This window comes from Bordetella muralis, assembly GCF_054781015.1.
In genome coordinates this window covers 632,529-657,170 of the sequence record NZ_BAAGVF010000002.1, presented here as the reverse complement: position 1 = coordinate 657,170, position 24,642 = coordinate 632,529, and the positions used below count along the sequence as shown (strand labels likewise).

General features: G+C 61.8%; 23 protein-coding genes. 10 read left to right on the top strand and 13 right to left on the bottom strand.

Annotated elements, in window-relative coordinates:
* Positions 1-28: 28 nt before the first annotated feature.
* Both ACYVIT_RS05120 and ACYVIT_RS05115 read right to left on the bottom strand, forming a co-directional pair.
* Positions 29-2,317, bottom strand: a complete 2,289-nt coding sequence (locus ACYVIT_RS05120) for an NADP-dependent malic enzyme (RefSeq protein ID WP_415808705.1) — start codon at positions 2,315-2,317, stop codon at positions 29-31.
* A 147-nt stretch (positions 2,318-2,464) separates the two neighbouring features.
* Positions 2,465-3,541 (bottom strand): hypothetical protein, encoded by a 1,077-nt coding sequence (locus ACYVIT_RS05115; protein WP_415808704.1) that lies wholly within the window; start codon positions 3,539-3,541, stop codon positions 2,465-2,467.
* A gap of 31 nt (positions 3,542-3,572) precedes the next feature.
* Here ACYVIT_RS05115 and ACYVIT_RS05110 point away from each other — a divergent pair, with 31 nt between their 5' ends.
* The 7 genes from ACYVIT_RS05110 to ACYVIT_RS05080 all read left to right on the top strand — a co-directional run bounded on the left by ACYVIT_RS05110 (position 3,573) and on the right by ACYVIT_RS05080 (position 11,679).
* Positions 3,573-4,727, top strand: coding sequence for a pyridoxal phosphate-dependent aminotransferase (locus ACYVIT_RS05110; protein WP_415808703.1), 1,155 nt, complete (start codon positions 3,573-3,575; stop codon positions 4,725-4,727).
* Positions 4,728-4,969: 242 nt separating this feature from the next.
* The gene (tcuA, locus tag ACYVIT_RS05105; RefSeq protein WP_415808702.1) at positions 4,970-6,448 is read left to right on the top strand and encodes an FAD-dependent tricarballylate dehydrogenase TcuA; all 1,479 of its coding nucleotides are present in this window, start codon (positions 4,970-4,972) and stop codon (positions 6,446-6,448) included.
* Between the two features lie 30 nt (positions 6,449-6,478).
* Complete coding sequence (locus ACYVIT_RS05100) at positions 6,479-7,855, top strand: FAD-dependent oxidoreductase (RefSeq protein ID WP_415808701.1); 1,377 nt, start codon at positions 6,479-6,481, stop codon at positions 7,853-7,855.
* A 5-nt stretch (positions 7,856-7,860) separates the two neighbouring features.
* Positions 7,861-8,670 (top strand): hypothetical protein, encoded by an 810-nt coding sequence (locus ACYVIT_RS05095; RefSeq protein WP_415808700.1) that lies wholly within the window; start codon positions 7,861-7,863, stop codon positions 8,668-8,670.
* Entirely contained in the window at positions 8,663-9,646 is a 984-nt protein-coding gene (locus ACYVIT_RS05090) for an electron transfer flavoprotein subunit alpha/FixB family protein (RefSeq protein ID WP_415808699.1), read from the top strand. The genes ACYVIT_RS05095 and ACYVIT_RS05090 overlap by 8 nt, the downstream gene beginning before the upstream one ends.
* A 40-nt stretch (positions 9,647-9,686) precedes the next feature.
* Positions 9,687-10,682, top strand: coding sequence for a Bug family tripartite tricarboxylate transporter substrate binding protein (locus ACYVIT_RS05085; RefSeq protein ID WP_415808698.1), 996 nt, complete (start codon positions 9,687-9,689; stop codon positions 10,680-10,682).
* A gap of 16 nt (positions 10,683-10,698) precedes the next feature.
* Positions 10,699-11,679, top strand: coding sequence for a Bug family tripartite tricarboxylate transporter substrate binding protein (locus ACYVIT_RS05080; RefSeq protein WP_415808697.1), 981 nt, complete (start codon positions 10,699-10,701; stop codon positions 11,677-11,679).
* Here ACYVIT_RS05080 and ACYVIT_RS05075 read toward each other — a convergent pair.
* Genes ACYVIT_RS05075 through ACYVIT_RS05060 form a run of 4 tightly spaced genes read right to left on the bottom strand, consistent with a single transcriptional unit; the run spans position 11,666 to position 15,888 of the window.
* Complete coding sequence (locus ACYVIT_RS05075) at positions 11,666-12,268, bottom strand: cysteine hydrolase family protein (RefSeq protein WP_415808696.1); 603 nt, start codon at positions 12,266-12,268, stop codon at positions 11,666-11,668. The genes ACYVIT_RS05080 and ACYVIT_RS05075 overlap by 14 nt on opposite strands.
* Before the next feature lie 33 nt (positions 12,269-12,301).
* Positions 12,302-13,066, bottom strand: a complete 765-nt coding sequence (locus tag ACYVIT_RS05070) for an SDR family oxidoreductase (protein ID WP_415808695.1) — start codon at positions 13,064-13,066, stop codon at positions 12,302-12,304.
* 9 nt (positions 13,067-13,075) lie between these two features.
* A complete protein-coding gene (locus ACYVIT_RS05065; RefSeq protein ID WP_415808694.1) occupies positions 13,076-14,434 on the bottom strand; it encodes an MmgE/PrpD family protein in 1,359 nt (452 codons plus the stop codon).
* Positions 14,435-14,442: 8 nt separating this feature from the next.
* Positions 14,443-15,888, bottom strand: a complete 1,446-nt coding sequence (locus ACYVIT_RS05060; RefSeq protein WP_415808692.1) for an FAD-dependent oxidoreductase — start codon at positions 15,886-15,888, stop codon at positions 14,443-14,445.
* Positions 15,889-16,024: 136 nt separating this feature from the next.
* Between ACYVIT_RS05060 and ACYVIT_RS05055 the strand changes: the two genes are divergently transcribed.
* A complete protein-coding gene (locus ACYVIT_RS05055) occupies positions 16,025-16,978 on the top strand; it encodes a LysR family transcriptional regulator (RefSeq protein WP_415808691.1) in 954 nt (317 codons plus the stop codon).
* Here the strand turns inward: ACYVIT_RS05055 and ACYVIT_RS05050 are convergent.
* Both ACYVIT_RS05050 and ACYVIT_RS05045 read right to left on the bottom strand, forming a co-directional pair.
* A complete protein-coding gene (locus tag ACYVIT_RS05050) occupies positions 16,926-17,735 on the bottom strand; it encodes an aspartate/glutamate racemase family protein (protein WP_415808690.1) in 810 nt (269 codons plus the stop codon). The genes ACYVIT_RS05055 and ACYVIT_RS05050 overlap by 53 nt on opposite strands.
* A gap of 22 nt (positions 17,736-17,757) precedes the next feature.
* Positions 17,758-18,741: a tripartite tricarboxylate transporter substrate binding protein gene (locus tag ACYVIT_RS05045; protein WP_415808689.1), complete on the bottom strand. Its 984-nt coding sequence runs from the start codon at positions 18,739-18,741 to the stop codon at positions 17,758-17,760.
* Positions 18,742-18,970: 229 nt separating this feature from the next.
* Here ACYVIT_RS05045 and ACYVIT_RS05040 point away from each other — a divergent pair, with 229 nt between their 5' ends.
* Positions 18,971-19,951, top strand: a complete 981-nt coding sequence (locus tag ACYVIT_RS05040; protein WP_415808688.1) for a Bug family tripartite tricarboxylate transporter substrate binding protein — start codon at positions 18,971-18,973, stop codon at positions 19,949-19,951.
* A 14-nt stretch (positions 19,952-19,965) separates the two neighbouring features.
* Here ACYVIT_RS05040 and ACYVIT_RS05035 read toward each other — a convergent pair whose 3' ends face one another.
* Entirely contained in the window at positions 19,966-20,799 is an 834-nt protein-coding gene (locus ACYVIT_RS05035) for a lytic transglycosylase domain-containing protein (protein ID WP_415808687.1), read from the bottom strand.
* Positions 20,800-20,884: 85 nt separating this feature from the next.
* On the opposite strand from ACYVIT_RS05035, the gene ACYVIT_RS05030 reads away from it, so the two are divergent.
* On the top strand, positions 20,885-22,429 hold the full coding sequence (locus ACYVIT_RS05030; protein ID WP_415808686.1) for a UbiD family decarboxylase: 1,545 nt from the start codon (positions 20,885-20,887) through the stop codon (positions 22,427-22,429).
* A gap of 93 nt (positions 22,430-22,522) precedes the next feature.
* Here ACYVIT_RS05030 and ACYVIT_RS05025 read toward each other — a convergent pair whose 3' ends face one another.
* The 4 genes from ACYVIT_RS05025 to ACYVIT_RS05010 all read right to left on the bottom strand — a co-directional run bounded on the left by ACYVIT_RS05025 (position 22,523) and on the right by ACYVIT_RS05010 (position 24,560).
* A complete protein-coding gene (locus ACYVIT_RS05025) occupies positions 22,523-22,933 on the bottom strand; it encodes a hypothetical protein (RefSeq protein WP_415808685.1) in 411 nt (136 codons plus the stop codon).
* A 3-nt stretch (positions 22,934-22,936) separates the two neighbouring features.
* Positions 22,937-23,416: a phage holin family protein gene (locus ACYVIT_RS05020; protein ID WP_415808684.1), complete on the bottom strand. Its 480-nt coding sequence runs from the start codon at positions 23,414-23,416 to the stop codon at positions 22,937-22,939.
* 41 nt (positions 23,417-23,457) lie between these two features.
* Positions 23,458-23,775 (bottom strand): ElaB/YgaM/YqjD family protein, encoded by a 318-nt coding sequence (locus ACYVIT_RS05015; protein ID WP_415808683.1) that lies wholly within the window; start codon positions 23,773-23,775, stop codon positions 23,458-23,460.
* A gap of 119 nt (positions 23,776-23,894) precedes the next feature.
* A complete protein-coding gene (locus ACYVIT_RS05010; RefSeq protein ID WP_415808714.1) occupies positions 23,895-24,560 on the bottom strand; it encodes a hypothetical protein in 666 nt (221 codons plus the stop codon).
* Between the last annotated feature and the right edge of the window lie 82 nt (positions 24,561-24,642).

Sequence of the window (24,642 nt, the reverse complement as noted above, 5' to 3'; positions counted from 1 at the left end):
ACGAGGCTGGCCGACGGCCTGGGCGATGCTATTTGGGGATGTTGGCATCAACGACGACCAGGGCGGTCATGTTGACGATACGGCGCACCGTGGAACTGGACGTCAAAATATGCACGGGCGCATCGGCCCCCAGCAAGAACGGTCCCACGGCGACGTTGCCGCCCGCCGCTGTCTTGAGCAGGTTGTAGGCGATATTGCCAGAATCCACGTTGGGGCAAACCAACAGGTTGGCGGCGCCTTTGAGGGTCGACGAGGGCAGGATGCGGGTACGCAGCGCCTCGTCCAATGCGCAATCGCCATGCATCTCGCCGTCGATTTCCAGGTCCGGGGCGGCCTCGCGCACCAGGGCAAGCGCTTCGCGCATTTTCGCGCCCGAGGACGAACTGCCCGTGCCGAAATTCGAACGCGACAGCAGCGCGATCTTGGGCGCCAGATTCAGGCGCTTCATTTGCTCGGCTGCGGCAATGGTGATCTCGGCGATCTGTTCGGCCGTGGGATTGTCATTGACGTGGGTGTCCACCAACGCCACCACGCGCTCGTCGAGCAACAGGACGTTCATGGCGGCGTAAACGTTGGCGCCGGGGCGCTTGCCGATCACTTCGTCGATGAAACGCAGATGCTCGGCGTAGGAACTGACCACACCGCAGATCATGCCGTCCGCCTCGCCACGATGCAGCATCATGGCGCCGATCAGCGTCAGGCGGCGGCGCATTTCGACACGCGCCATTTCCTTGGTGATGCCGCGGCGGCACATCATTTCCCAGTACGTGGTCCAGTACTGGTGGAATCGCTCGTCGTATTCGGGGTTGGTGACCTCGACGTCCTCGCCCAGGCGCAGGCGCAGGCCATACTTTTCGATGCGGGCAGCCAGCACTGCCGGGCGTCCCACCAGGATCGGTTTGGCCAGCCCCTCGTCGACCACGACCTGCACCGCGCGCAACACACGTTCGTCCTCGCCTTCGGTAAAGACGACTCGCGCCTTGCCGCCCTCGCGCACCAGGACCTTGGCCGCCGAGTACAGGGGTTTCATGAAGGCGCCCGAGTGGTACACGAACTGCTGCAGTTGCTCGACGTAAGCCTCCAGGTCGGCCAACGGACGCGTCGCGACGCCGCCTTCCATGGCGGCCTTGGCCACGGCCGGCGCGATGCGGGTGATCAAACGCGGGTCGAACGGCTTGGGAATCAGGTATTCACGGCCAAAGCTGATGTCGTACGTGCCATAGGCAGCGGCCACGACCTCGTTTTGCTCTTCCTGGGCGAGTTTGGCGATGGCGTGCACGGCCGCCATTTCCATTTCACGCGTAATCGTAGTGGCGCCCACGTCCAGCGCGCCGCGGAAAATATAGGGGAAACACAGAACGTTGTTGACCTGGTTCGGATAGTCGGACCGGCCGGTCGCCATCACGACGTCGTCGCGCACGGCATGGGCGTCTTCGGGCAGGATCTCGGGATTGGGGTTGGCCAAGGCCAGGATCACTGGGCGAGCCGCCATCGAGGCGACCATCTCGGGCTTGAGCACCCCGCCCGCCGACAGGCCCAGGAACACGTCTGCGCCCTGGATGACCTCGGCCAGCTTGCGCTGTTCGGTTTTTTGAGCAAAGCGGGCTTTGTCGGGGTCCATCAGCGCGACGCGCCCTTCGTAGACTACGCCCTCGAGGTCGGTCACCCAGATGTTTTCAATGGGCACGCCGAGATCCACCATCAGGTCCAGGCAAGCCAGCGCGGCCGCGCCAGCGCCCGAGGTCACAACCTTGACCTGATCGATCGCTTTACCCACCACTTTCAGGCCGTTGATAAAGGCTGCCGACACGCAGATGGCCGTGCCGTGCTGATCGTCGTGAAACACCGGGATTTTCATGCGCTCGCGCAGCTTGCGCTCGACCGTGAAGCACTCGGGGGCCTTGATGTCTTCGAGGTTGATGCCGCCAAACGTCGGCTCCAGCCCCGCAATGATTTCGACCAGCTTGTCGGGATCGGTTTCGTTGATTTCGATATCGAACACGTCCAGGCCGGCAAACTTTTTGAACAGGACGGCCTTGCCTTCCATGACGGGCTTGGACGCCAGCGCACCGATGTTGCCCAGGCCCAGCACAGCGGTCCCGTTGGTGATCACGCCGACCAGATTGCCGCGCGCCGTATAGCGCACCGCATTGACGGGGTCGCTGACGATTTCTTCACAGGCTGCCGCCACGCCGGGGGAGTAAGCCAGCGCCAAATCACGCTGGTTCGACAACTGTTTGGTCGGCGTGACAGCGATTTTGCCGGGGCGGCCGGACTCATGATAATCAAGTGCGGCTTTGCGAAAATTGGCATCCATATTGCGGGCTTACTCGGTTGATCGACGAAAGTGGGGAATTCTAGCTTAGAGAGGCGATTATCTTACTGCCAGATGACACGGGCCTCCGGTAAAAAACGGCAGCGCAAGCACGGCACACCGGACGCAGGATGGGCACGGCGCTCCGGCTCAGTCCCCGTACAGATCCAACGGATCAAATGCGTTTTTCATACGGATCTGCAGCCGTCGGGCGGCATTGGCCACTTTCTCGTCTGACAATGCCTGGCCCTGCATGGCGCCGACACCGGACGGCGTGCCGGCAGGACACGGCGAGGCAACGGGCAACGCCCCCGGATCAGCCATCGCCGGCTCCACTGGCCAGGCGCCGCCAGGATGACTCGGAATCAGTGTGACAGATTCCACCCATGCCAGCGTACCACCGTGTCCCAGTAACAATTGGGCGAGATTGACCTGTGCCGGCGCAGTGGGCTGCAGTGCATCCAATCGATAACGACATGGCCACTGAGGAGCCTCGCGGCATATCACGGCGTCCGGGGACGACGACAATTGAAAGAGCGCAGGCACCAGGCGCTGCACCATCGCTGACCGCAGGGGCCTCACATCGGATGCGCCAAATGCCCCCAGCGACTCGACCGTGCCGTCGGAGAACAGCAGCTCGGCCTGTACCACGCCGCTCATCGCAGTGGCGCCGGGCATCCAGCCGCGAGATCTCGCCAACCAGGCAGCCAAGGTCCATTCAGGCGGCGCGCCGCGGAATTGCAGCAGCCCGGATGCCGCCAGCTCGCCGACGCGGCATCCGGGCTGAGCCACCCATTGCCCGCTCTCGGGGTCATGGGTGACCATGTCCAGGCTGGACGGATCGACCTCCAGCACATCGCCCTGAGCCAGGGCATTTGTATATTTCTGACCAGGTCCGTCAACGGCAGCAGCATCCCACGGGTCTCGCGCACCCGCCTGAGGCACCGCGGATCGCGTGTCATCGGCCAAGCCAGCGAGTTGCAGCACCACGCCGTATTCCGCGCACAACGCCCGCGCTTGCCGCACGTCCTCGCGATGCACGGCGGTCAGGCGGGCGCGATTCGGCACCTCGGTTCCGGGGTTGTGCCCCAGCGGTTGACCGGCCCTCTCTGCCCCGAGGTTGCTCACCCGCCCCTGTACGAGCCGCCCCAGACGCTGCAAAAAGGCGTCCCAGGGCGTGCGTGGCGTTTGCCGGCCAAACAGAAATGCGCGCCGCGATGGCTGCATCTACAATTCCTTTTTCGTTACGAGAACTGCCATGTCGCGCCTTGCCTCACGCGCCCAAGAATTCCTGACCTTTCACGCTGTCGAAGTCTTTAAAGAGGCTCAGGCACTGCAAGCCGCCGGCCGTGACATCGTCAGCCTCGGAATAGGCGAGCCGGACTTTACCGCGCCCGCGCAGGTCGTGGAAGCCCTGGACCGCGCCGCGCGAGCCGGCCTGAGCGGATACAGCGCCCCCGCCGGCCTGGCCGGATTGCGCGAGGCCATTGCCCAATTCTACGCAACTCAGTTCGGCGCCAAGATCGACCCCGCGCGCGTCATCGTCACCGCAGGCGCTTCCGGCGCCCTGTCGCTGGCATGCGCTGCCATGGTGGACACCGGCGCGGAAGTCCTGATGCCCGATCCCTCGTACCCGGCCAACAGCAATTTCATTCTGGCCGCCGGCGGCCGTCCCCGCCTGATCCCCAGTACAGCACAAAAGCGGTTCCAGCTATCGGCGCAGGACGTGCGGGACCACTGGACGCCCGCCACACGCGGGGTGCTGGTCGCCTCCCCCAGCAATCCGACCGGCACCAGCATCGCGCGCGATGAGTTGGCTGCCCTGCTGCATGCCGTGCGCGAGCGCCAGGGCTTTGCCATTGTCGACGAGATTTATCTGGGACTCAGTTACGAAAACGAGGCGCGCTCGGCGTTGACGCTGGACGATGACATCATCGTTATCAACAGTTTCTCCAAATACTTCCACATGACAGGATGGCGGCTCGGCTGGATGATCGTGCCCGAGCGCCTGGCCGGCCCTATCGAAAAAATGGCCGCCAGCCTGGCGATCTGCGCGCCCACCTTGGCGCAGCATGCCGCCCTGGCCTGCTTCGCGCCCGACACGCTCAAGATTTATGAGCACCGCCGCGAGGCCTTTAAACAACGCCGCGACTATCTGCTGCCCGAATTCGAACGGCTGGGTTTACCTGTGCCGGTCAAACCCGACGGCGCGTTTTACATTTATGCGGATATTGCTGCCATGGGCGTAGACAGTTCGGTCTTCGCCAAACGATTGCTGCATGAGGGCGGCGTCGCCGCAGTGCCCGGGCTGGATTTCGGTCCGGCGCATGGGCACCACACGATGCGATTTTCGTATGCGACGGGATTGGACCGCCTGCAAGAAGCCGTGCGACGCATCGGCACAGTGCTGTAGGCATCAAGGTGCAGGGGTTGCTGATTCAAATGCGCATCCCCTTGCGCCGACACACCCGGGTTCGGGCCATCGGCGTCATCTTGGCCGACTAAGTTCAATTAAATCGAAAAAAGCTTTCGACTAGTCGGGATTCCTCACAGAAACACCACCCCGCACAATCGTCCCTGATCTGTTGTCCAGTGTGAACTGGCATTCATACCGACAAGCCGGCGCACGCGACGCCAGCTATCAGGAGACGAAGCGTGGAAACTTTTGATGTAGCCGTCATCGGCGGTGGCAATGCGGCCTTGTGTGCGGCCATTTCAGCCCACGAATCCGGTGCCCGCGTCGTGCTGATCGAACGCGCTCCCAGGGAAAACCGCGGAGGCAACTCTGCGTTTACTGGCGGTGCATTCCGCATCGCCTACGAAGGGAATGAGGACCTCAGGACCCTGATCCCCGATCTGTCACCAGAGGAACTGCGCGACAACGATTTCGGCTCCTATACCGAAACGCAGTTTTTCGAAGAAAGCCTGACCATGAGCGGCTACCGCGCCGATGCCGACGTGCTCGATGTCGTGGTCAAGGAAAGCATGCCAACGATGCATTGGATGCGCGGCCACGGCGTGCGCTTCATTCCGATCTACGGCCGTCAGTCGTTCAAAGTAGATGGCAAAAACAAGTACTGGGGCGGCCTCACCGTAGAGGTATCGGGTGGCGGCCTGGGCTTGATCGATGCGCTCTTTGCCCGCGCCGAAAAGCTAGGCATTGACATCCGCTACGGCGCCCGCGCCCATGGACTGGCCCGCGATGGCGAAACCTGGAACGTGACCCTGCAACAAGATGGCCAGGACAACTCGTTGCGCGCTCACGCTGTGGTGCTGGCCAGTGGCAGTTTCCATGCCAATCTGAAGCGCCGCGCAGAATACCTGGGCCCCAACTGGGATCTCGCCAAGGTGCGCGGCTCGCGCTACAACACCGGCGATGGCATCGACATGGCGCTGAGCGTGGGCGCCGTGGCACACGGCAACTGGACCGGCTGCCATGCCGTGTTCTACGACCTCAATGCCCCGGCCTATGGCGATATCAACCTGCTCAACCAGCAAAAAAACTATTACACACTGGGCATTGTCGTCAATGCGGACGGCCAACGTTTCGTCGACGAAGGCACGGATTTCCGTAACTACACCTACTCTGGCATGGGCGCGCGCGTACTGTCACAACCCGGCGCGGTGGCTTGGCAAGTGTTTGATGCAAAGACGTCGAACCTGCTGCCCGACGAATACCGGGTGCGGCATGCCACACGGCTGGTGTCTGACACGTTGGACGGCCTGGCCGATCAGATGGACGGCATCAACAAGCAGGCCTTTTTGCAAACGGTGTCCGAATTCAACGCCGCCGTAGATCAAAGCGTGCCGTACAACCCTGCCATCAAGGATGGACGCTGCACGCGTGGGCTGGCTATTCCCAAATCAAACTGGGCGTCTCCCCTCGACACTGGCCCCTACGTGGCTTATGCCGTCACCTGCGGCATCACATTCGCCTACGCCGGCGTCAAGGTGAACACGCATGCCCAAGTGCTGGACGACACCGATCTGCCTATTCCAAACCTGTACGCGGCTGGCGAAATGGTAGGCGGCCTGTATTACGTGAAATACGCGGGTGGCATTGGATTGACCGCCGGCTCGGTGCTGGGCCGCAAGGCGGGTGCTCACGCTGCCGCCCGCGCTCGCCAAGCCTGAAATCCCTATGTTCAATCAATCGCAAACACTATGAGCAACAACGATATCCAGACCGACTTGGTCGTGGTCGGCGGCGGCATGGCGGGCTTTGCTTGCGCGCTGCAAGCCGCGCAAGACGGCGCCGACGTGGTCCTGCTGGAAAAGCTCGGAGAGATCGGGGGATCCTCCGCCATGAGCGGCGGCTGCCTGGCGTTTGCCGGCACCGATCTGCAAAAAGCCAGCGGTATTGCAGACTCCAGCGAGCTGCTCTATGCCGACCTGATCGAGGTGGGTAAGCACGAGAACGATCCCGCCCTGGTGCGCGCCTACGTGGACCACCAGCTCGACACCTACGGCTGGCTCAAACAGGCGGGCGTCGAGTTCAGCCCCGTCATGGAAACCTCCTCGGGTCAATCCGTGCCGCGCGTTCATACCGTAGACCCGGCCGATACCGTGCGCGCCCTGGCGGGCCGGGCCAAGGACACGGGCAAGGTGCGGTTGCTGCTGAACACCAGCGCGCAGCGCCTGATTCGAGATGCGCACGGCAAAGTCGTCGGCGTGAGCGCCGAGCGAGAAGGCAAGGCGTTCGTGGCATCGGGAAAGCATGGTGTAGTGCTAGCCAGCGGGGGCTTCTGCAAAAACCCTGAGCTGGTACACCGCTACGCGCCACAGTATGACGACGCCGTGTTCATCGGCGGCGAAGGCAATGTCGGTGACGGACTGAAGATGGCGTTGCTCATCGGCGCCGATTGCCGCGACATGATCTACATCAAGGGCACCTACGGCAAACATCCCACCGACGAGACCAACCATCACAGTCTGCTGGCCGTCTACAAAGGCGCGATCGCCGTCAACCAAGACGGTAAACGCTACGTGGATGAGTCCATCTCGTACAAGCTCCTGGGGGACGCGTGTATCGCCCAGCCCTACGGCGCTACGTTCCAGATTTTCGATCATCCCATCATGCAAAGCGGCGACAACGCCGTGCGCATCCTCGACATCGAACGGCGCCTGGAAGAAGGCCTGGTGATCCAAGCCGATACGCTTGAAGCACTGGCCGAGCAGATTGAGGTGCCAGCACATGTGCTGATAGATACCGTGAACACCTATAACGGCTACGTGGATGCGAGACATGACCCCGACTTTGGCCGAGCGCACCTGGTTCACCAGCACGGCGAACTCGTGCGCATCGAGACCGGCCCGTTCTATGCTTATCCATCCACCGCGGCCGTGTATGGCACCTACTGCGGCTTGTGTGTGGATGCCGCCATGCATGTCCTGGATGTATATGGCGACGCGATTCCCGGCCTGTATGCCGCTGGCGAAATGGTGGGGGGGCTGCACGGTGCCGCATATATGACCGGCTCTGCACTGGGCAAGGCCGCGATTTTCGGTCGAATCGCTGCTCGCAGCGCCACTCGGATCTGATCGCCATGCATATCGCCGTATTACTGGCTGGCGTCGCGGATCCAAAGAAACTGCTGCCCAAGCCTGCTTCAAGCCACTGGCGCGACCTCCCTGCCGACACGGCGGTCTCGTACAAGCTGAGTCCCTTTGACGAAGCCGCATTGGAAATCGCGCTCAAGCTGCGCGACCAAGGCGTCGCGACACGAGTCACCGCCATCGTCACCGACGGCGCCCACGATGCGACGCTGCTTCGCGCCGTGGCGGCACTCAAGCTCGACACGGTTCGTGGTCTCAATCCCCCGCAGCGCCAACGCGGCAACCCGGCGTGGTTGGCGACGCACGCCGCCAGCCTGCTGCGTAAAGACGACACCTGGCCCGACCTGGTGCTCATCGGCCGCGAACATGGCGACCTGGACGATGGCATGACAGCCGCCTATCTGGCCGATGCCTGGCAACTGCCGTATGCAGGCCAAGCCCTGCAAGTACGGCCCTCGCCCGATGGCGGCTGGACCCTGTTGCGCAGCGGAGCGCTGAACGACGAATCGCTGCACTTGCCCGCTCCCGCATTGGCCAGCATCAGCAACGACAAGAGCAACCGACTGCGTCATCCATTGATGAAGAACGTGGCACTGGCCAAACAGATGACGTTCTCACAAACGGCGCCTGATGGCGCCTCGCCCGAGCCAGCCGTCGCCCTGGCCGACGCGGCACTCCCACAGGCCGTCGCGCGTGGGGAGAACGCCTGCCGCATGCTGTCCGGATCCGTGGAAGAACAAGCCGCCGCACTGGCCGCCTATCTGCGCGCGCCCCTCGCACAGGGAAACGACCATGCCTGACAATCGTCCGATCTACGCGCTTATTCCCGCGTGCGGCACCGACACTCACGCCGAACTCGCGCTCATGGCCGAGGCTCGCAAGCTGGCAGATCGGCGCGGCGGTCATGCTCATGTCCTGATGGCAGGATCAGACACGGAACACGCCGTGGCTCAAGCGCGCGCTGCAGGTCTGGATCATGCGTGGCACATGGCCACACCCATTGACCTGCAAGTCCACCAATACGTCGATGTGTTTGCCACGGCGCTGCAGACGCCGGGCCTGGCCGATGGCCTGCGCGAAGCGCTGGTGCTGGTAATCGCCAATCCGGACAACGAGGCTCTCGCTGGCGCGCTGGCCGCACGGCTCGGCGGTGCGCCGTTAGGCCGCTGTACGGGCTTTGTCTTTGACGAGCCAGGCGGCATAGCCGCGCAGCGCAGCGCCTACGGCAATCGCTTGGACATCACACTGTCGGCCAACGCCGGGCCAGCCATTGCCGCGGTGCGTCCCCAAGCGCAGCCCTCGAATCAAGACAGACCGACGGAGATCCATTCACTCGAGGCCTGCGACGCGCGCGCCGCCTATCCAGTGAACACCGTACCACGCACCGAACCGCATGCAGCTCTGGAAGGCGCGAGCATCGTCGTCTCGGGCGGACGCGGCAGTGGCGAGGCGGCCTTTCCCGCGCTGTACGAACTGGCCGCCAAGGTAGGCGGAGCCGTGGGCGCCAGTCTGCCTGCGGTGGATGCGGGCTGGGCGCCAGTCACCCGCCAGATAGGCATCTCCGGCAAATACGTCAGCCCGCACATTTACGTGGCCGTCGGCATTTCCGGCACGCCCCAGCATTTGGCCGGCATCGATCCACATACCCGTATCGTGGCCATCAATAAAGACGCGGACGCGAACATCTTCAACGTGGCGCAGATCGGCGTCGTGGCTGAGTGGCAGAGTCTCATCCCCGCGCTGATTCAGGCACTGGAGATTTCCCCCGCGCGCTAGCGCATCCCCCTCGTCATTAATAACAACACAGGAGACTTCCATGCAGCCCAACCGCGCCATCCGCCGCCGCACGCTACGTGCCCTAGCCGGCGTCATCATCGTCACACCACTGCTGAACGCCGGTCCCGTCCTGGCCAGCGAAACCTACCCTACCAAGCCGATCCGGCTGATCGTCGGCTACCCACCCGGCGGCTCGAACGATATTGCCGCGCGCATCATCGCCCCCGAACTCAGCCAATTGCTGGGCGTATCGGTAGTCGTTGAGAACAAAGCCGGCGCCAACGGCGTGATCGGGGCCGACCACGTCGCCAAAGCGGAACCCGATGGCTACACCCTGCTGCTATCAAGCATGAGTCCCGTGATCCTGGCGCCGCAGACCATGAAGCAGCCGCCCTTCAATACCCTCAAGGACCTCGCGGCTGTCAACATGATGGCGCTCACGCCTGAAGCCATCGCCTTGGGGCCAAAACGCCAAGGCATCAACACACTGCCCGAACTGCTCGATCTGGCCCAGAAAGAGCGCATCACGTTGTCATCATCAGGCTCGGGCGGGCTGCCCCACCTGACCATCGAGTTGCTCAAGAAAGTACGGCCCAATATCGAACACGTCCCCTACAAGGGAGCAGGTCCCGCGCTGACCGACACGCTCGCGGGTCACGTTGACGGCATCGTCATGGATCTGCCGCCGCTTTACAGCCAAATCAAGGAAGGCAAGCTCAAGGCTCTGGCAGTCACCAGCGAGCAACGCGTGAGTTTCCTCTCGCAAGTGCCCACCGCACAAGAGTCCCTGCCCGGTTTCAACGTAGAGAACTGGGTGGGTATTTTCGCCCCGGCCAAGACACCTGCCAACGTATTGACCACGCTCGATCAAGCCGTGCGCAAAGCCGTCACTCAACCCAAGGTGAAGGCCGCATTGGAGGCCGTCGCGCTATCGCCCGTCACACAGGACTCGCCGGCCGCCTTCCAGAAGCAGGTCGCTGACGACTATGTCCGCTGGGGCAAGATCCTGCGCGACGCGGGCGTGGAAATGAACTGAAGCGGAGCACAAGATCATGCATAGCAAATACGGTAAATACACCTTGCGCACGCTGCTGGCCGCGTGCCTGACCTCGGCCAGCCTGGGCGCAGTGGCAGCGACATATCCCACGCACGCCCTCAAGTTCGTCGTGCCCTATAACGCGGGCGGTGGCACCGACGTGCTGGCCCGTGCCGTAGCCCAGGGCACATCCAAAGTACTGAACCAGTCCATCGTGGTCGACAATCGCCCCGGCGCCAGCGGCATGATAGGCGCGGACATGGTCGCAAAGGCTGCGCCAGACGGCTACACGCTGGTGGCCACGGCGTCGGACACGCACACCATCAATCCCCACGTCTACCCCAAGATTCCCTACAACGCACCGAAGGACTTCGTCCCCGTGGCGCGTGTGGGTTACCTGCCTTATGCCATGGTGGTCAACACACGCCTGGGCATCAAAGATATCCAAGGCTATATCGACCTGGCCAAAAAGAACCCGGGCAAACTCACCTATGCCTCATGGGGCGTAGGCAGCTCCAGCCATGTGGCCATGGAAATGCTGAACGTCAACCAACAGCTAGACGTGCTGCACGTACCCTATACCGGTGCAGCGCCCGCCATGACCGCACTCATCGGCGGGCAAGTCGATGCCTTGTTCGTGCCTTTGAGTCTGGCCAAGCCGAACGCCGACGCGGGCAAGGTCATGATCATGGGTCTGGCCGCGCCCAAACGTTTTGTGGACGCGCCCGAGGTGCCCACCATGGTCGAACAAGGCATCCAGGTCATTGCGTCGCCATGGATAGGCATCCTGGCGCCCACCGGGACACCGGCTGACAACATCAACGTGCTGTCCGACGCGATCGTCAAAGCCACTGCCATCCCCGAGGTCGCCGCAGCCCTGACCAAAGGCGGGCTGGAAATCGCCCCACAAAACGCCAAAGATTTTGGCGCCTACCTCGTCGAAGACTACAAGGCCTGGGGCGATACCGTTCACGCAGCCAATATCAAAGCTGAGTAGGATTGGAGAACATCACGGCGTCCGTGGTCTCAGCCTTGCAAAATCTCGCAAGGCTGCCCATAGAATTAGCATGTTCCTGTTCGCTGTGCGCAGCGCATGCGTCCTCCAGGACGATCACTTCATAGTCCCGGTCATGAGCGTCGCGTACCGTAGCCTGCACCACAGCCTGCGTAGACACCCCAGAGCAATAAATACGCTGCACGTTGTTGGCACGCAATTGCGCTTCGAGCGTAGTGGCATAGAACGGGCTGACGCGGTGCTTGGTCACCTGAATGTCGCCGACTCGCTGTTCGAGATCGGGATGGATTTCCGTCCCCCATGCGCCTAACTTGAATATGCCGGCCTTGGGTGCGCCCGAGAACACCTGAGACCCCTCGGGGCACTCGGGGTAGCCTTCTGAGAAGCCCACGCGCACAAACCCCACCAGGACATCGGCCGCACGCGCCTTGGCGATGGCCTTGGCCGTCTTGGCCAGAATCTGGCGGCTTTGTACCTGTTCGCCCAATGGGCTCTTGCCGTTGGGGCCTTCGGCGTGAACGAGATCATTCTGCATATCGAGCACGAGATAGATGGAACGGGGAGCTTTCATATCGAATACCTATGTCAGTTGAAAAGGAAAAAATCAGTCGCACCAGATGCCGCCATTGACGTCCAGCACCTCACCGGTGATGAAACCCGCCTGCGGCGATGCCAGGAACAGCACCGCCGCGGCGACCTCATCTGCGGCTCCCATGCGGCCCACGGGAATCAGATTCTTTAGCGATGGCGGAAAATTAGTGGTCATGGCCGAGGCTACCGGGCCAGGCGCCACGGCGTTTACCGTAATGCCCGACGCGGCCAGTTCCTTGGCCAGAAATGAAGTCATGATGTGCACACCCGCCTTGGATACACCGTAGGCCACGTTGCTGGCACGCTCCTGTTCGGCGGGATCGATCCACGGACGCGGGTTGCCGCCATTTTTGCCGATGACCGAACCCAGATTGATGATGCGTCCACCGCCCTGGCGCCGCATCGGCTCGATGGCAGCCTGGCAGCATAGAAAGGTGCCTTTGAGATTGATGTCAATGACGCGGTCCCACTCGGCCTCCTGCAAATGCTCGGCGCTGCCCATCGACACCACACCAGCCACGTTCACAAGAATATCAAAACGGCCCAGCGTGGCGGTAATGTCCGCCATCACGCGCGCCACATCATCACGCCGGGTCACGTTCAAACGCAGCGTCTGCACGTCGGTACATGCAGGGTCAATCCGGTCGGCGCCATCGAGGTCGGCAGCCACTACGCGTGCGCCATGCGCGGCCAGCGCAGCGGCCACCGCCCGGCCTATGCCACCCGCGCCACCCGTTACCAGCGCCACCTTGCCAGCGTATAAATCAGCCGTAAACATGGAGTCCTCTCATGATGCACAAATGGATGAAAACGCGGATTGGACCTTGCCCTGCATCAACGCTTGCCACAGCGCTTGCGTGTCCCTCTCGCGTCCTGCATGGCGCAGGCAATCGATGAACTTCGCTTGCACGCGCCGCTCGTCGAGTTGCAGGTCCAGCGGATCGAATACGGTTCGATGCAAAGCCCGGGAACCCGATATCAACGTGAGCACAGCCTGCGGATGACCGGGGTTGTCAGGCAGGCCGTCTTCCAGTTCGATGCGATCCGCCACATCCAGTACTTTGTCATCGCGCAACACGTCGTGCGCAAAGCCACTGAGTGTCGGCTCACCATGCACGAGCGCGTAGGCCGTCATGAACGGGATACTGTACTTGGCATCCTGCAACGTGCGTGGACGCCGGCGTTGGGCCAGCGGGCGGCACAAGCGCCCAGCCGATGCGTTTACCGCGACGCGAACATTCGCAGCAGGATGACGTGCGTAACTGTCGCGCGCAGCCAGCGCCACGGCCACATAGGGATGCGACAGGCGGCAACAGGGCCAGGGTTTGATATCGACCTGCGCCGCATGCCACACCGAAAAATCCAACAGCGTGCGGCGTTGCCGGCTGGACAGCGCACCCGCCAGGTAAAGACGGAACATACTCGCCTCGCCATCGAGCGCCCCGGCCGGCCCCGCCACGCCAGCCTCGGCGAGCAGCGCGGCCTGCAGGCCGCCTTGTGCCGCAAAGGCGGGATAGATGCCCCGCGCCGTAGCGCCCGTGCTGAACCCCGCCTCCTTGCCGCCAGCAAGCTGCATATAGGCCAATCCGAAACACGACACCAGCGCTGGCGTGTCCAACCCCAGTACCAGCCCAGCGCCCATGGCCGCGCCCAAATAACCAAATAGCTGCGTGAGGAACCATTCCGAGCCCGGCCCCTCGCCCTGCGGTGCGCAGGCCATACCGAGACGGCACATCAGCTCGTTGCCGATCGCTACAGCGTCAACGACTGCCTCGTCATCCACATCGCGCAACGCGGCGGCGGCCAACACAGCCGGAATCACGCAGGCGGACGGATGCAAACGGCCGGCGTCATGAATGTCGTCGTAATCCTGGATATGAATCAGCGCGGCGTTGACGAACGTGGCAGCCAGCGCCGAAGCCTGGCCGCCACCGATCAAGCCATGACGTCCGTCTCCGGCACCCAGGCGCTGCGCGGCAAGCACTTGCCGCGCCAGCTCCGTATCGTGCGCCGCCAACCCAATTCCCATCGCGTCGGCGATATGCAAACGGGTCTTGGTCCGCATCGACTCCGGTACGCCGGCCCGATACGTTTGCAGCAGCGCATGGGTCAGTTCTGCACTGAGCGAGATAGGCTCATCGACCATGGCTGCCCCTATTGCGCATTCGCGATATGCTGCGCCGCCAAACGGCCGAACACCAATCCCTTGAGGACAGATGTAGCACCGGTATAGTTGGTGTAGTACATACCGACCGTTTCCCCTGCCGCGTAGAGGTTCTTCATCGGATTGCCATCAGTGTCCAGCACCTGGCCCGACGCATCGATCTTCAGGCCGCCAAAGGTAAAGACATTGGCCGAGATGATGGGATAGGCCATGAACGGCCCCTGGTCAATGCGGCGCGACCAGTTCGATTTGACCGGCGACAAGTCCCGGGTCGCCAGGCCATCGAGTTCCAATGGCTTGAAACCTTCATCACCCGGGCAGGCCTCGTTGTAACGCGCCACCGTCGCTTCGAGTTCGCCTGCCGGCATACCCAGTTTCGTCCCCAACGCTGCCAGGCTATCGGCCTCGATGGCGGGTTGATCCGTGCGGATGGCCAAGCGATAGTTCGGCACATCCTTTACGCGCTGATCGAGGATCACATAGGCAATGCCTTCTTCCTGCTCGTAAATTCGCCGCGTCACGCGCTCGTAATAAGCATCCACCGTGCCCGGCGCCTCGTCGGTAAAACGCTGGCCACCCTTGTTCACCAACACCCCATACGGGAAGATAAATATCGAGGGTTCGGACACGCCCGAACGCGGATCCACAGGCTCGGCATGATAGCTCCCGAACTCGCCGCAAGGCGCCGCGCCTGCGTCCAACGCCATCTCGATTCCTTCGCCGCGATTGAAATATGCCCCCTTGCACACCGGACGCAGATACACCGAACGCGGACCCACATAGCGAGCCATCATGGCCGGGTTGCCTTCAAAACCACCGCAGGCCAACACCACCTTGCCCAGGAAACGCACACCGCCTTCGTTGGCGCGATACGCTTGCAGTCCCTGCACCTCGCCGCGTTCGTCCAGCAGCAAATGCCGTGCGGTAGTGTGATAGAAAAACACCGCCCCCAAACTCTCGGCGCGAGCCGCCAATGCCTCTACCAGCGCCTCGCCGCCTCCGACCGGCAACAGACGCGGTTGCGTCTTGGTCAGAAACTGGGTGGGCAGAAAATCGAACTTCACGCCCAACTCCTGCAACCAGCCGATAGTGCCCGGCACCTGATCCGCGAAACTCATGATGAGCTCGGGATCGGGCGAAGCCAGCGCACGCGCCGCATGCGACCACCCTGCACGATCACCGCCCATCTCGGCCGCAAAATCCGGGTCCATATACACGCCGGCGTGCTCGGCCAGGTGCGTCTCGAAATCGTCCGACACCTGATCGATCGCCTTCATCCGCAGATAGGCCTCGGTATAGCGGCTTTGCCCGCCGCGCTCCTCGCGACTGGCCCGCTCCAGCACGGCCACCTTCAGCCCCAGTTCCGCCGCGGTCACCGCGGCCGACAGGCCAGCCACGCCACACCCCGCCACGACTACATCAAAACGTTCTTCCATGCTCTCCACCTTTGTCGTATACCGATGCTTCGCCGTATCATCGTCGTTAAATGCAGCGGCTAGGTTAGGCTTATGGCGGCGCTTGCGTTAGACATCGGCGCCTAATGCGCTATTTAAAAAAATCGAAAGGAGACGTATGGACAAGCTCTGGGCCATGGAGGTGTTTGTGCGAGTGATGGAATGCGGCAGCCTATCTCGAGCCGCCGAGTCTCTCGACTTGGCCAATGCCACTGTCACGTCGAGCCTGCGCAATCTGGAAAAGCACCTGGGCACCACGCTGATACAGCGCAACTCGCGCCACCTGCGCCTCACCGAAGAAGGTCAACTATTCCTACCGCGTTGCCAGGAAATCCTGCGCAACGTGGCGCGTGCCGAATCCGAGATCACGACGCGTACGGCCGACATCAGCGGCCACCTGCGCGTGGAGGCCCCTTTCGCCATCGGTCAGAATCTGCTCTGCCCTGCATTGGTCGAGTTCTCGCATCGTTATCCAGGATTGTCGGTGGCACTGACACTCACCAACTCGCCACACAATCTGATCGAACACGCCACCGACGTGGCCATACGCATGGACAAGGTGGAAGACGCCGATCTGGTTGGCCGCCCTATTTACGAAGCCAAGTATCTCGTGTGCGGCACGCCCGCACTGGTGAGCTCACTGCAAGCCGTCTCGCCAAACGATCTGGACCCTACTCTATGCCTGGGCTTGTTTCCGGAAGGCGGCCATACTCCCAACCCCTGGGTCTTTACGCGAGGTGACGAAGAAGTCGTAGTGCGCCCGCGGGGGCCATTGAGCTTTAACAACACAGAGTCGTTGATCCACTGTGCGCTGCAAGGCCGTGGATTGATATGTGTGCTGGACATTTTTGTTGCCCAACTGATCGACGAAGGCAAGCTCACGCCCATATTTTCGGAATGGGACACCGCCAAACGCACCTTTCACCCCGTCACGGTGAAATCACGCTTCGCGGCGCCTAAAGTGCGGACGTTTGTCGATTTTCTGCTCGAAGTCTTCGACTCGCGCCGCCGTCCTGATATCAAGACGATTGTTCCAATCGGTTCAGACCGTAAAAAGAAAAAATCTCGTTGACCCTGTCTGGATCGGGCAGGCGATGGTAATAGCCCTTGCGGCAGGCCTTGATGCCGCACAGGCGATGCAGGTCTCCTAAAGTCTCCGCCTGCTTGACCCATGTCGCCAGCGAATCCAGCACGGGCACGCCATCGACCTCGGACACCCCATTACGAGCCAACAAGACATTCATGGGCGCCTCGCCGGGAATGATCACATCGGCGCCACGCGCAATCAGTTTTCGCGCGGAGTCACGAAAGGCCTCGATCAACTCTGAAGGATCCTCGAAGGCCGCCAGCACATCGTTGAACGTGAACCCCACCGGCTGCGCGCCCGCGAAGCGCGACTCCAGCCCATGCCGCAGCGCGTTCTCCGTAATGAGCTCGTCCATATCGTCGATGAACAACAACACGCCGAACTTCCGTCCCAGCATGCAGGCCGTCAGCATGGCGGATTCGCCATAACCCACCACGGGGATATCCACCAGCGCGCGAATCTCGCGCAGCGCCGGCTCAGGCAAGGTACTCAGGGCGTACACATCGTAGCCCTCTTGCTGAGCTTTGACCGCCGCAGCCATGAATTGCAGACCATGCACGTACTGAAAGGCCGCGTGTCGAATATCCGAGCCCGGATAGTTGCTGCGGTATGTGCCCGGCTGCATGCCATGCATCACAATCTCGGTATCTGGGCGCGCCACGCGGGCGAAATGCTGCTTGAGGGCGTCGTTGTATGCGCCCAGATCACTCAGAACCGTAAAGCTTTGATGCCAGATTTTCATGATGTCCTATGTCGGAGAGTAGCTAATCGAGTTGCACATTGGCCCGTTTGACCACTTGTGCCCATTTGTCGACTTCGGACTTGAAGAACGCGTCGAACTCGCCCGGTGTCGAACCTATTGCCACGCAGCCCAAGCTGTCGAGCTTGGCTTTCACGTCGGGATCCTGCGCAGCCTGGCGAGCGGCATCGCTGAGTTTTTCCACCACGTCGGTGGGCGTGCCCGCCGGCACAAACAAACCAAACCATGCCGTGGCGTCATAATCCGGCAGACCGGACTCAGCCAGCGTCGGCACCTGGGGCAAGGCTGGCGAGCGCGTTTTGGTACTGATGGCAAGCGCGCGCAATTGCCCGCTCTGGATCAGGGGCAAGGTCGTAACCATGTTGTCGAACGTGATCGGCACGCGGCCGCCCAACACATCAGCCATGGCCGGCGCCGCACCACGGTACGGCACGTGCTGCAGCTTGATGCCGGCCTGCTCGGCAAATAATTCGGTAAACAGATGCGCGCCCGACCCGTTGCCCGCGCTGGCAAAATGCAGCGGCTTATCGCCCGCGGCCTTGGCGGCGGCAACCAGATCGGCGACAGAGCGATAAGGCGTGCTGGTATTGGTCACCAGCATGAAAGGCGTAGAAGCCACCTGCGATACCGCCTCGAGATCCTTGAGCGGGTCGTAGCTGAGGCTGCGGTACAAACTCGGATTCACCGCGAGCGAAATCGTCCCGAACAACACGGTGTAGCCGTCCGGCGCCGCTTTCGCGACGGCGTCCGACGCAATATTGCTGGCCGCGCCAGCTTTGTTCTCGACCACGATAGGTTGGCCCAGCAAGCGGCTCATCTTCTCGGCCACCGCACGCGCCGCCACATCGGATGCGCCCCCGGCAGGGAACCCCACCATCAGCCTGAGCGGCTTTTCAGGATAGCTGGCCAGGCTGGGACTCGTAGCCGCCAGCGCCAACAGGCTGCCAGCCAACAGGACTCGCGCAACAGCGCAACCGATACGACACATAGCAAAGGTCTCCTTCCTCATTTTTCGCCATTTTGCCCATAACAACGCAGGTCAAACATGGCAAGAACATGAAGACAGGATTCACTAATCTTGAAAGTGCCGGCGCTGCGGAGTTTTCGAGATTCTCGAAATCGGCATTCGAACATGCGCCCTTCTTTATGGCACACCCTCCCGCGCACAATGAGTGCCATCCATAAACAAGGGCATCCATGCCCTGGAGGAGATCGACATGAGAACTACCCGGCGCCACTCTCTGGCCTACTTGTGCGCGGCCATCCTGGGCGTGACGATCGCCGGCACATCGGCGCACGCTGCCTATCCCGACAAGCCCATCAAAATCATTGTCCCCTGGGCGCCCGGCGGCAGCACCGACATCCTGGCCCGCAGCACCGCGGAGCGCTTGAGCCAGGCGCTCAAGCAGCCGGTCATCGTGGAGAACCGCGCTGGCGCCAGCGGCAATATCGGCGCCGAGGCGGCAGCGCGTGCAGCGGCCGACGGCTACACGCTGCTCTTTACCAGCACGAACCTCACCCTCAACCCTGCCGTCATTGCACATACCCCCTACGACCCGGTAAAGGACTTCACCGGCATCACGATGGTGGCATTCGCGCCCATGATGCTGGTGACCAAATCAGGCTTTGCCGGCGATACGCTGCAAGGTCTGATGGACTATGGCAAAGCCCACCCGGGCAAGCTCAATTTTTCGAGCAGCGGGGCAGGCGGCGCGCCACATCTGGCAGGCGAGATGTTCAAGCGCGCGGCGAAGCTGGACATGGTGCACATCCCCTACTCCGGCGCGGCGCCAGCGCTGGCCGACGTATTAGCCGGCCAGGTGCAAATGACGTTCACCACCTATATCTCGGCCCAGGGTCAGCTCGCCGCTGGTGCGCTCAAGGCATTGGCCGTAGCCAGCGACCAGCGATTGCCGGTGCAGCCCGACGTGCCTACCTTTGCCGAAAAAGGGCTGGATATCGAGATAGGAACCATGTTCGGCCTGCTGGCGCCCGCAGGCACGCCCGCGTCCGCCGTGGACACGCTGTATCAAGCCCTGAAACAGGCCAGCGCCGACCCTGCTTTTAATGCAAGCATCATCAAACAGGGCGGACGCATGGTGATGAACACGCCACAGGACTACAACGCCTATCTGCGTGAGGACACCCAAAAGTGGAAGAACCTGGTGCAGCAGATCGGCGGCGTGGACACGAACTGAGCGCAGAACGCCGATCAATCGCGTGCCAACGCGATCCCGGCCGCCAAGGCCAACCGGCGACGTTCGGCCTGGACCTTGGCGCCATAGCCGCCATCGCTGGGACCTGTCGCCCCCACGTAGCAAGCCAAACCGCCTTCCACCGATCCGCGACGCGTGATGCAGTCTTTGAGGATGGTGCTGCCGACGCGGATATTCGAAATCGGATCGAGCGCATTGGCGCCCTCGCCCAATTTGTCGAATTTGTCCTGGTGCACGCGCGTCATGACCTGCATCAGGCCTTGCGCCCCCACCGAGCTCTCCGCAAAGGGGTTATAACGGGATTCGATAGCAATGACCGCCAACAGCAATAGCGGATCCAGATCTTTTTCGCGCGCGACACGATACGTCGTGTTAACCAAGACACCGGTCGCGTCATACGCCACGCGGTACTTGCGCGAGATATAGTTGCGCAGCGCCTCGGCCTGGGGGCCGGACACGGCGGTACGTAACACCTTTTTAGGCGGAGCCGGAGGCAGTTCGCTGCGCAGTGGACCCAGAAAGCCGGTGGCGTTACTGAGCGGCGCAGCGGGAATCGCCATGGCTACCACTGAAGGGGTGTCATAGAGAGGGTCGTCGTTGGCATCGGCGAGCGAGCTGGACGGTACGGATGTAGGCGCTAAAGCGGTCAACAAGGCTTTGTGCACCTGCAGGGCCTGGTCGCGCAAACCGGGCAAAGCGAGGCTCATACTTATGGTGACAATGACGGCAATACCCAGATAGGTACAGCAGATACGCAACCATTCAGCAAGACGGTGGTGCACTCCTTGGGCGGACTGACGGAACAGGCCTGCCACTGACGCATCGGGCATGGTGACCTCCTGCGTGATAAAGAAGAGGCCTGGATGTTAACCTCTCTTCTGACTTTAAAATGTAACGAATTGACCTGGATCTGTAGTGAAATACCGTGACCTGAGAGACTTTTTACAGCAACTGGAGCAGCGCGGTGAGCTCAAACGCATTGCCACGCCAGTATCGACACATCTTGAAATAACTGAGATCGCCGATCGCGTTTTACGCGCCGAAGGGCCTGCCTTGCTGTTCGAAAACGCCGTCCACAACGGCACGCGGGCCGAGATTCCGGTGCTGGCCAACCTGTTTGGCACGCCCAGGCGCGTCGCCTGGGGCATGGGAGCCGAGGACGTCAGCGCCCTGCGCGAAACAGGAGAATTACTGGCCTCGTTACGCGAGCCCGAGGCTCCGCGCAGCCTGCGCGATGCCTTCGGCAAAGTCGCCATGCTGAAATCCGCGCTCTGGGACATGGCGCCCAAACGCGTGCGCAGCCCGGCCTGCCAGGAAATCGTCTGGGAAGGCCAGGACGTGGATCTTGGCCGGCTGCCGCTGCAAACCTGCTGGCCCGGCGATGTAGCGCCGCTTTTGACCTGGGGCCTGGTCGTCACGCGCGGGCCGAACGCGCGCCGCCAGAATCTAGGCATCTATCGCCAGCAGCCGATCGCGCCAAACAAACTGATCATGCGCTGGCTGTCGCATCGTGGCGGTGCGCTGGATTTTCGTGAGCACGCGCGCGCCTATCCGGGCACGCCCTTTCCCGTCGCGGTTGCCTTGGGCGCAGACCCGGCCACGATCCTGGGGGCCGTCACACCGGTGCCGGACAGCCTGTCCGAATATCAATTCGCCGGCCTGCTGCGCGGCTCGCGCACAGAGGTTGCCCAGGCCATCGGCAGCGAGCTCTCGGTACCGGCCTGGGCTGAAATCGTCCTGGAAGGCCACTTGTTGCCCGCTACGGATCCGCGCGCCGTTGCACCCACGGTCCCTGACGGGGTCCCGCCGCCACCAGATACAGGCTACGAAATGGCGCTCGAGGGGCCCTATGGCGACCACACCGGCTACTACAACGAGCAGGACTGGTTCCCCGTCTTTACGGTGGACCGCATCACCATGCGCCGCAACCCGGTCTATCACTCGACCTACACGGGCAAACCGCCGGACGAACCGGCGGTTCTGGGGGTGGCGCTGAATGAAGTCTTTGTGCCGCTATTGCGCCGTCAATTCCCGGAAATTGTCGATTTTTACCTGCCGCCAGAGGGTTGCAGCTATCGATTGGCCGTGGTCTCGATGCGCAAGCAATACGCCGGACACGCCAAGCGCATCATGTTCGGCATCTGGAGCGTGCTGCGCCAATTCATGTACACGAAATTCATCGTCGTCGTGGACGAAGACATTGATGTGCGTGACTGGAAAGAGGTCATCTGGGCCATCACAACGCGCATGGACCCGGTGCGCGATACCGTCATGGTCGAGCGCACACCGATCGATTACCTGGACTTTGCCTCGCCGGTATCAGGTCTGGGCGGCAAAATGGGGCTGGACGCCACCAACAAATGGCCAGGTGAAACCGACCGTGAATGGGGCCGACCGATCACCATGGATCAGGACGTCAAACAACGCGTGGATGCGATGTGGGGTGAATTGGGGCTATAACAGCACCGGGAATCGCAGGAGCCAGTGCTCCAAAGCATTGGCTGAACCCGCATCCCGCCGATAATCGGGCGGCAAGCACTCCGGTATCGGGAATCAGTCCTGATCGTCGCGCCTCACCCGCTCACGAGACGGGCTGACGTCATCCTCGACATCAGACGATGACGTCCCACGCGAATCGCGCCAGGCCTTGAAGGCCTGCCACCCCAACAACGCGCCCCCCGCCAGCTTGATCAAACCCGAGCGCTTGCCACGCCCCATGACCAGTGCAGAAAGTGTGGAACTGACAAAAGGATAGCGCCGGGCCAGCGTAAAGCCCTGCCATAACAGTTTGGATAGATTGCCCTGCGTCAAACTCGGCAGCCAACGCTTGACGAGATTACCAGGCCGGAGCGAGCGGGTCGTTGACACGATATCGTGCGCCAGCGATTCTCGTTCGAGCGCAGCCCGAGCACGCAGCAGCTCAATGCGAACGGCACGGTCAACAGCAGTCGTGGGTTTCGCCATAGGTCAGCTCCGTGCCCGTCGAGCAGCGGCCTGCCGGGCACGCGTGGCGCGCGCCTCTTGCTCGGCTCTCTCGTCGCGTTCGTCCTGCTCGGCTTGTTCGGCCTCGTCCTGCGCGGCACGAACACGATCCAGCAGCTCGGCATCACGGCCGAGTTCTTCGACCGTTGCCGCGAAAGGCATCGGACCGAACAGCAACTGACGACGTATGGATAGCAGCAATACGAGACCGACCAAGGCATATACCGCAGCTAACAATCCCAGCGCTACGTAACGATTTTCCGTAGGCCAGAACGCCACCGCGATGGTGACCGTGAACACCAGCACCGCCAACGTCAAAAACAGCAACGCCGCAAATGCCGAGCCCAACAACTTGATCAACCGCGTTTTTTCTTCGGCTGCTTCGAGGGAGAATAATTCCAGGCGCGTACGCAGCATCCCTACCAGGCTGCTGGCCACGCTGGATACAGAAGTCCGCAAGCCCATAATAAGACCAGGCCAGCCTCAAGAAAGGCCGGCCCGTGCCTTTATCGGCGAGCGATCAGCAAACCGAGCAGCAGGCCGGTCACGCCTGCAACGCCGATGGCTTGCCAGGGATTGTCGTGCACATAATCATCGGTCGCGCGTGCGGCCTTGCGACCGCGTTCCAATACGGCGTCTTGCGCGTCGTACAACGCCTCGCGCGTGCGTTTCAGCGAGGCCAATGCGCGATCGCGCAATTCGGAGGCCTTGTCGCCGGAACTGGATGCGGCCTCGCGCAGCAGGTCTTCGGCATCGCTCAGGCTGCTTTTGACGCTATCGATGAGTTTTTCTTTAGCGGCTTCCTCGGAACGTCGTGTAGGCATAAAAGCTCCCTATGAGTAAGGTCGATGACAGGTTCATCATACCAGCCTGCTGCGACTCTCGCAGCCAGGCCGTGACGATATATATGTAAGGCATGTAGCGGGTTTCACAAGCCCTGTTTTTATTTGACCTGGGTAATTTCCACCGCGGATTTCACACCGCCCTGATCGATGTCCTGCCGCATGACCAGATTCACCCCCGGACAAAACCAGTCGGTGACGGTGGTGTTCATACCTGGGATCGGCAAGGTCAGTCCCTTGAACGTCGCCATCGTGGGATCGGTATCGCGCGTATAACGGATCGGCCAGCATGATTGACGTCCCAATGCGGTATCCAGCGTGGATTTGGCGCCGACGGTTTTCTCGCCGATGCGCACCACCGTGCTGGGCTGTCCGCCAACCGGGGCCTCTTTGCCGATATTCAATCGATATGTCGCCCCCGGCATGCGCTGCCCCTGCCCGGTAATAGCGCCATCGTAGGCAAACAGCCCCAGCATGCGCAGATCGAATTGACCCTGCGACGAAGGCTGTTCACCCGCCTGGGCATAACGCACAAAACTCGCTTGCCCCTGCTTGATAGTCATCAGATAGTCGAGTTTGGACTGGCTCGCCGGCAAGCCGGCATAGCTGAACATAGCCGTGCCTTGCACCCGCGCGCGGCAGTTGGCCGAATCTGTCTTGGACACCTCGGCAAACGTCAAATCGGCACCCAGCTTTAAATTGCCGGACCCCGTCAATTGCACCGCCCCACCGTCGTGCATGAAACGCGCATCGCACACGCCAGCCATCGCAGGGGCCGTCACACTGGCGCAACTCGCCAGAATCAGGAAAGAAAGATATCGTGCCGCCACCGGGACTCCAGACGTAAAT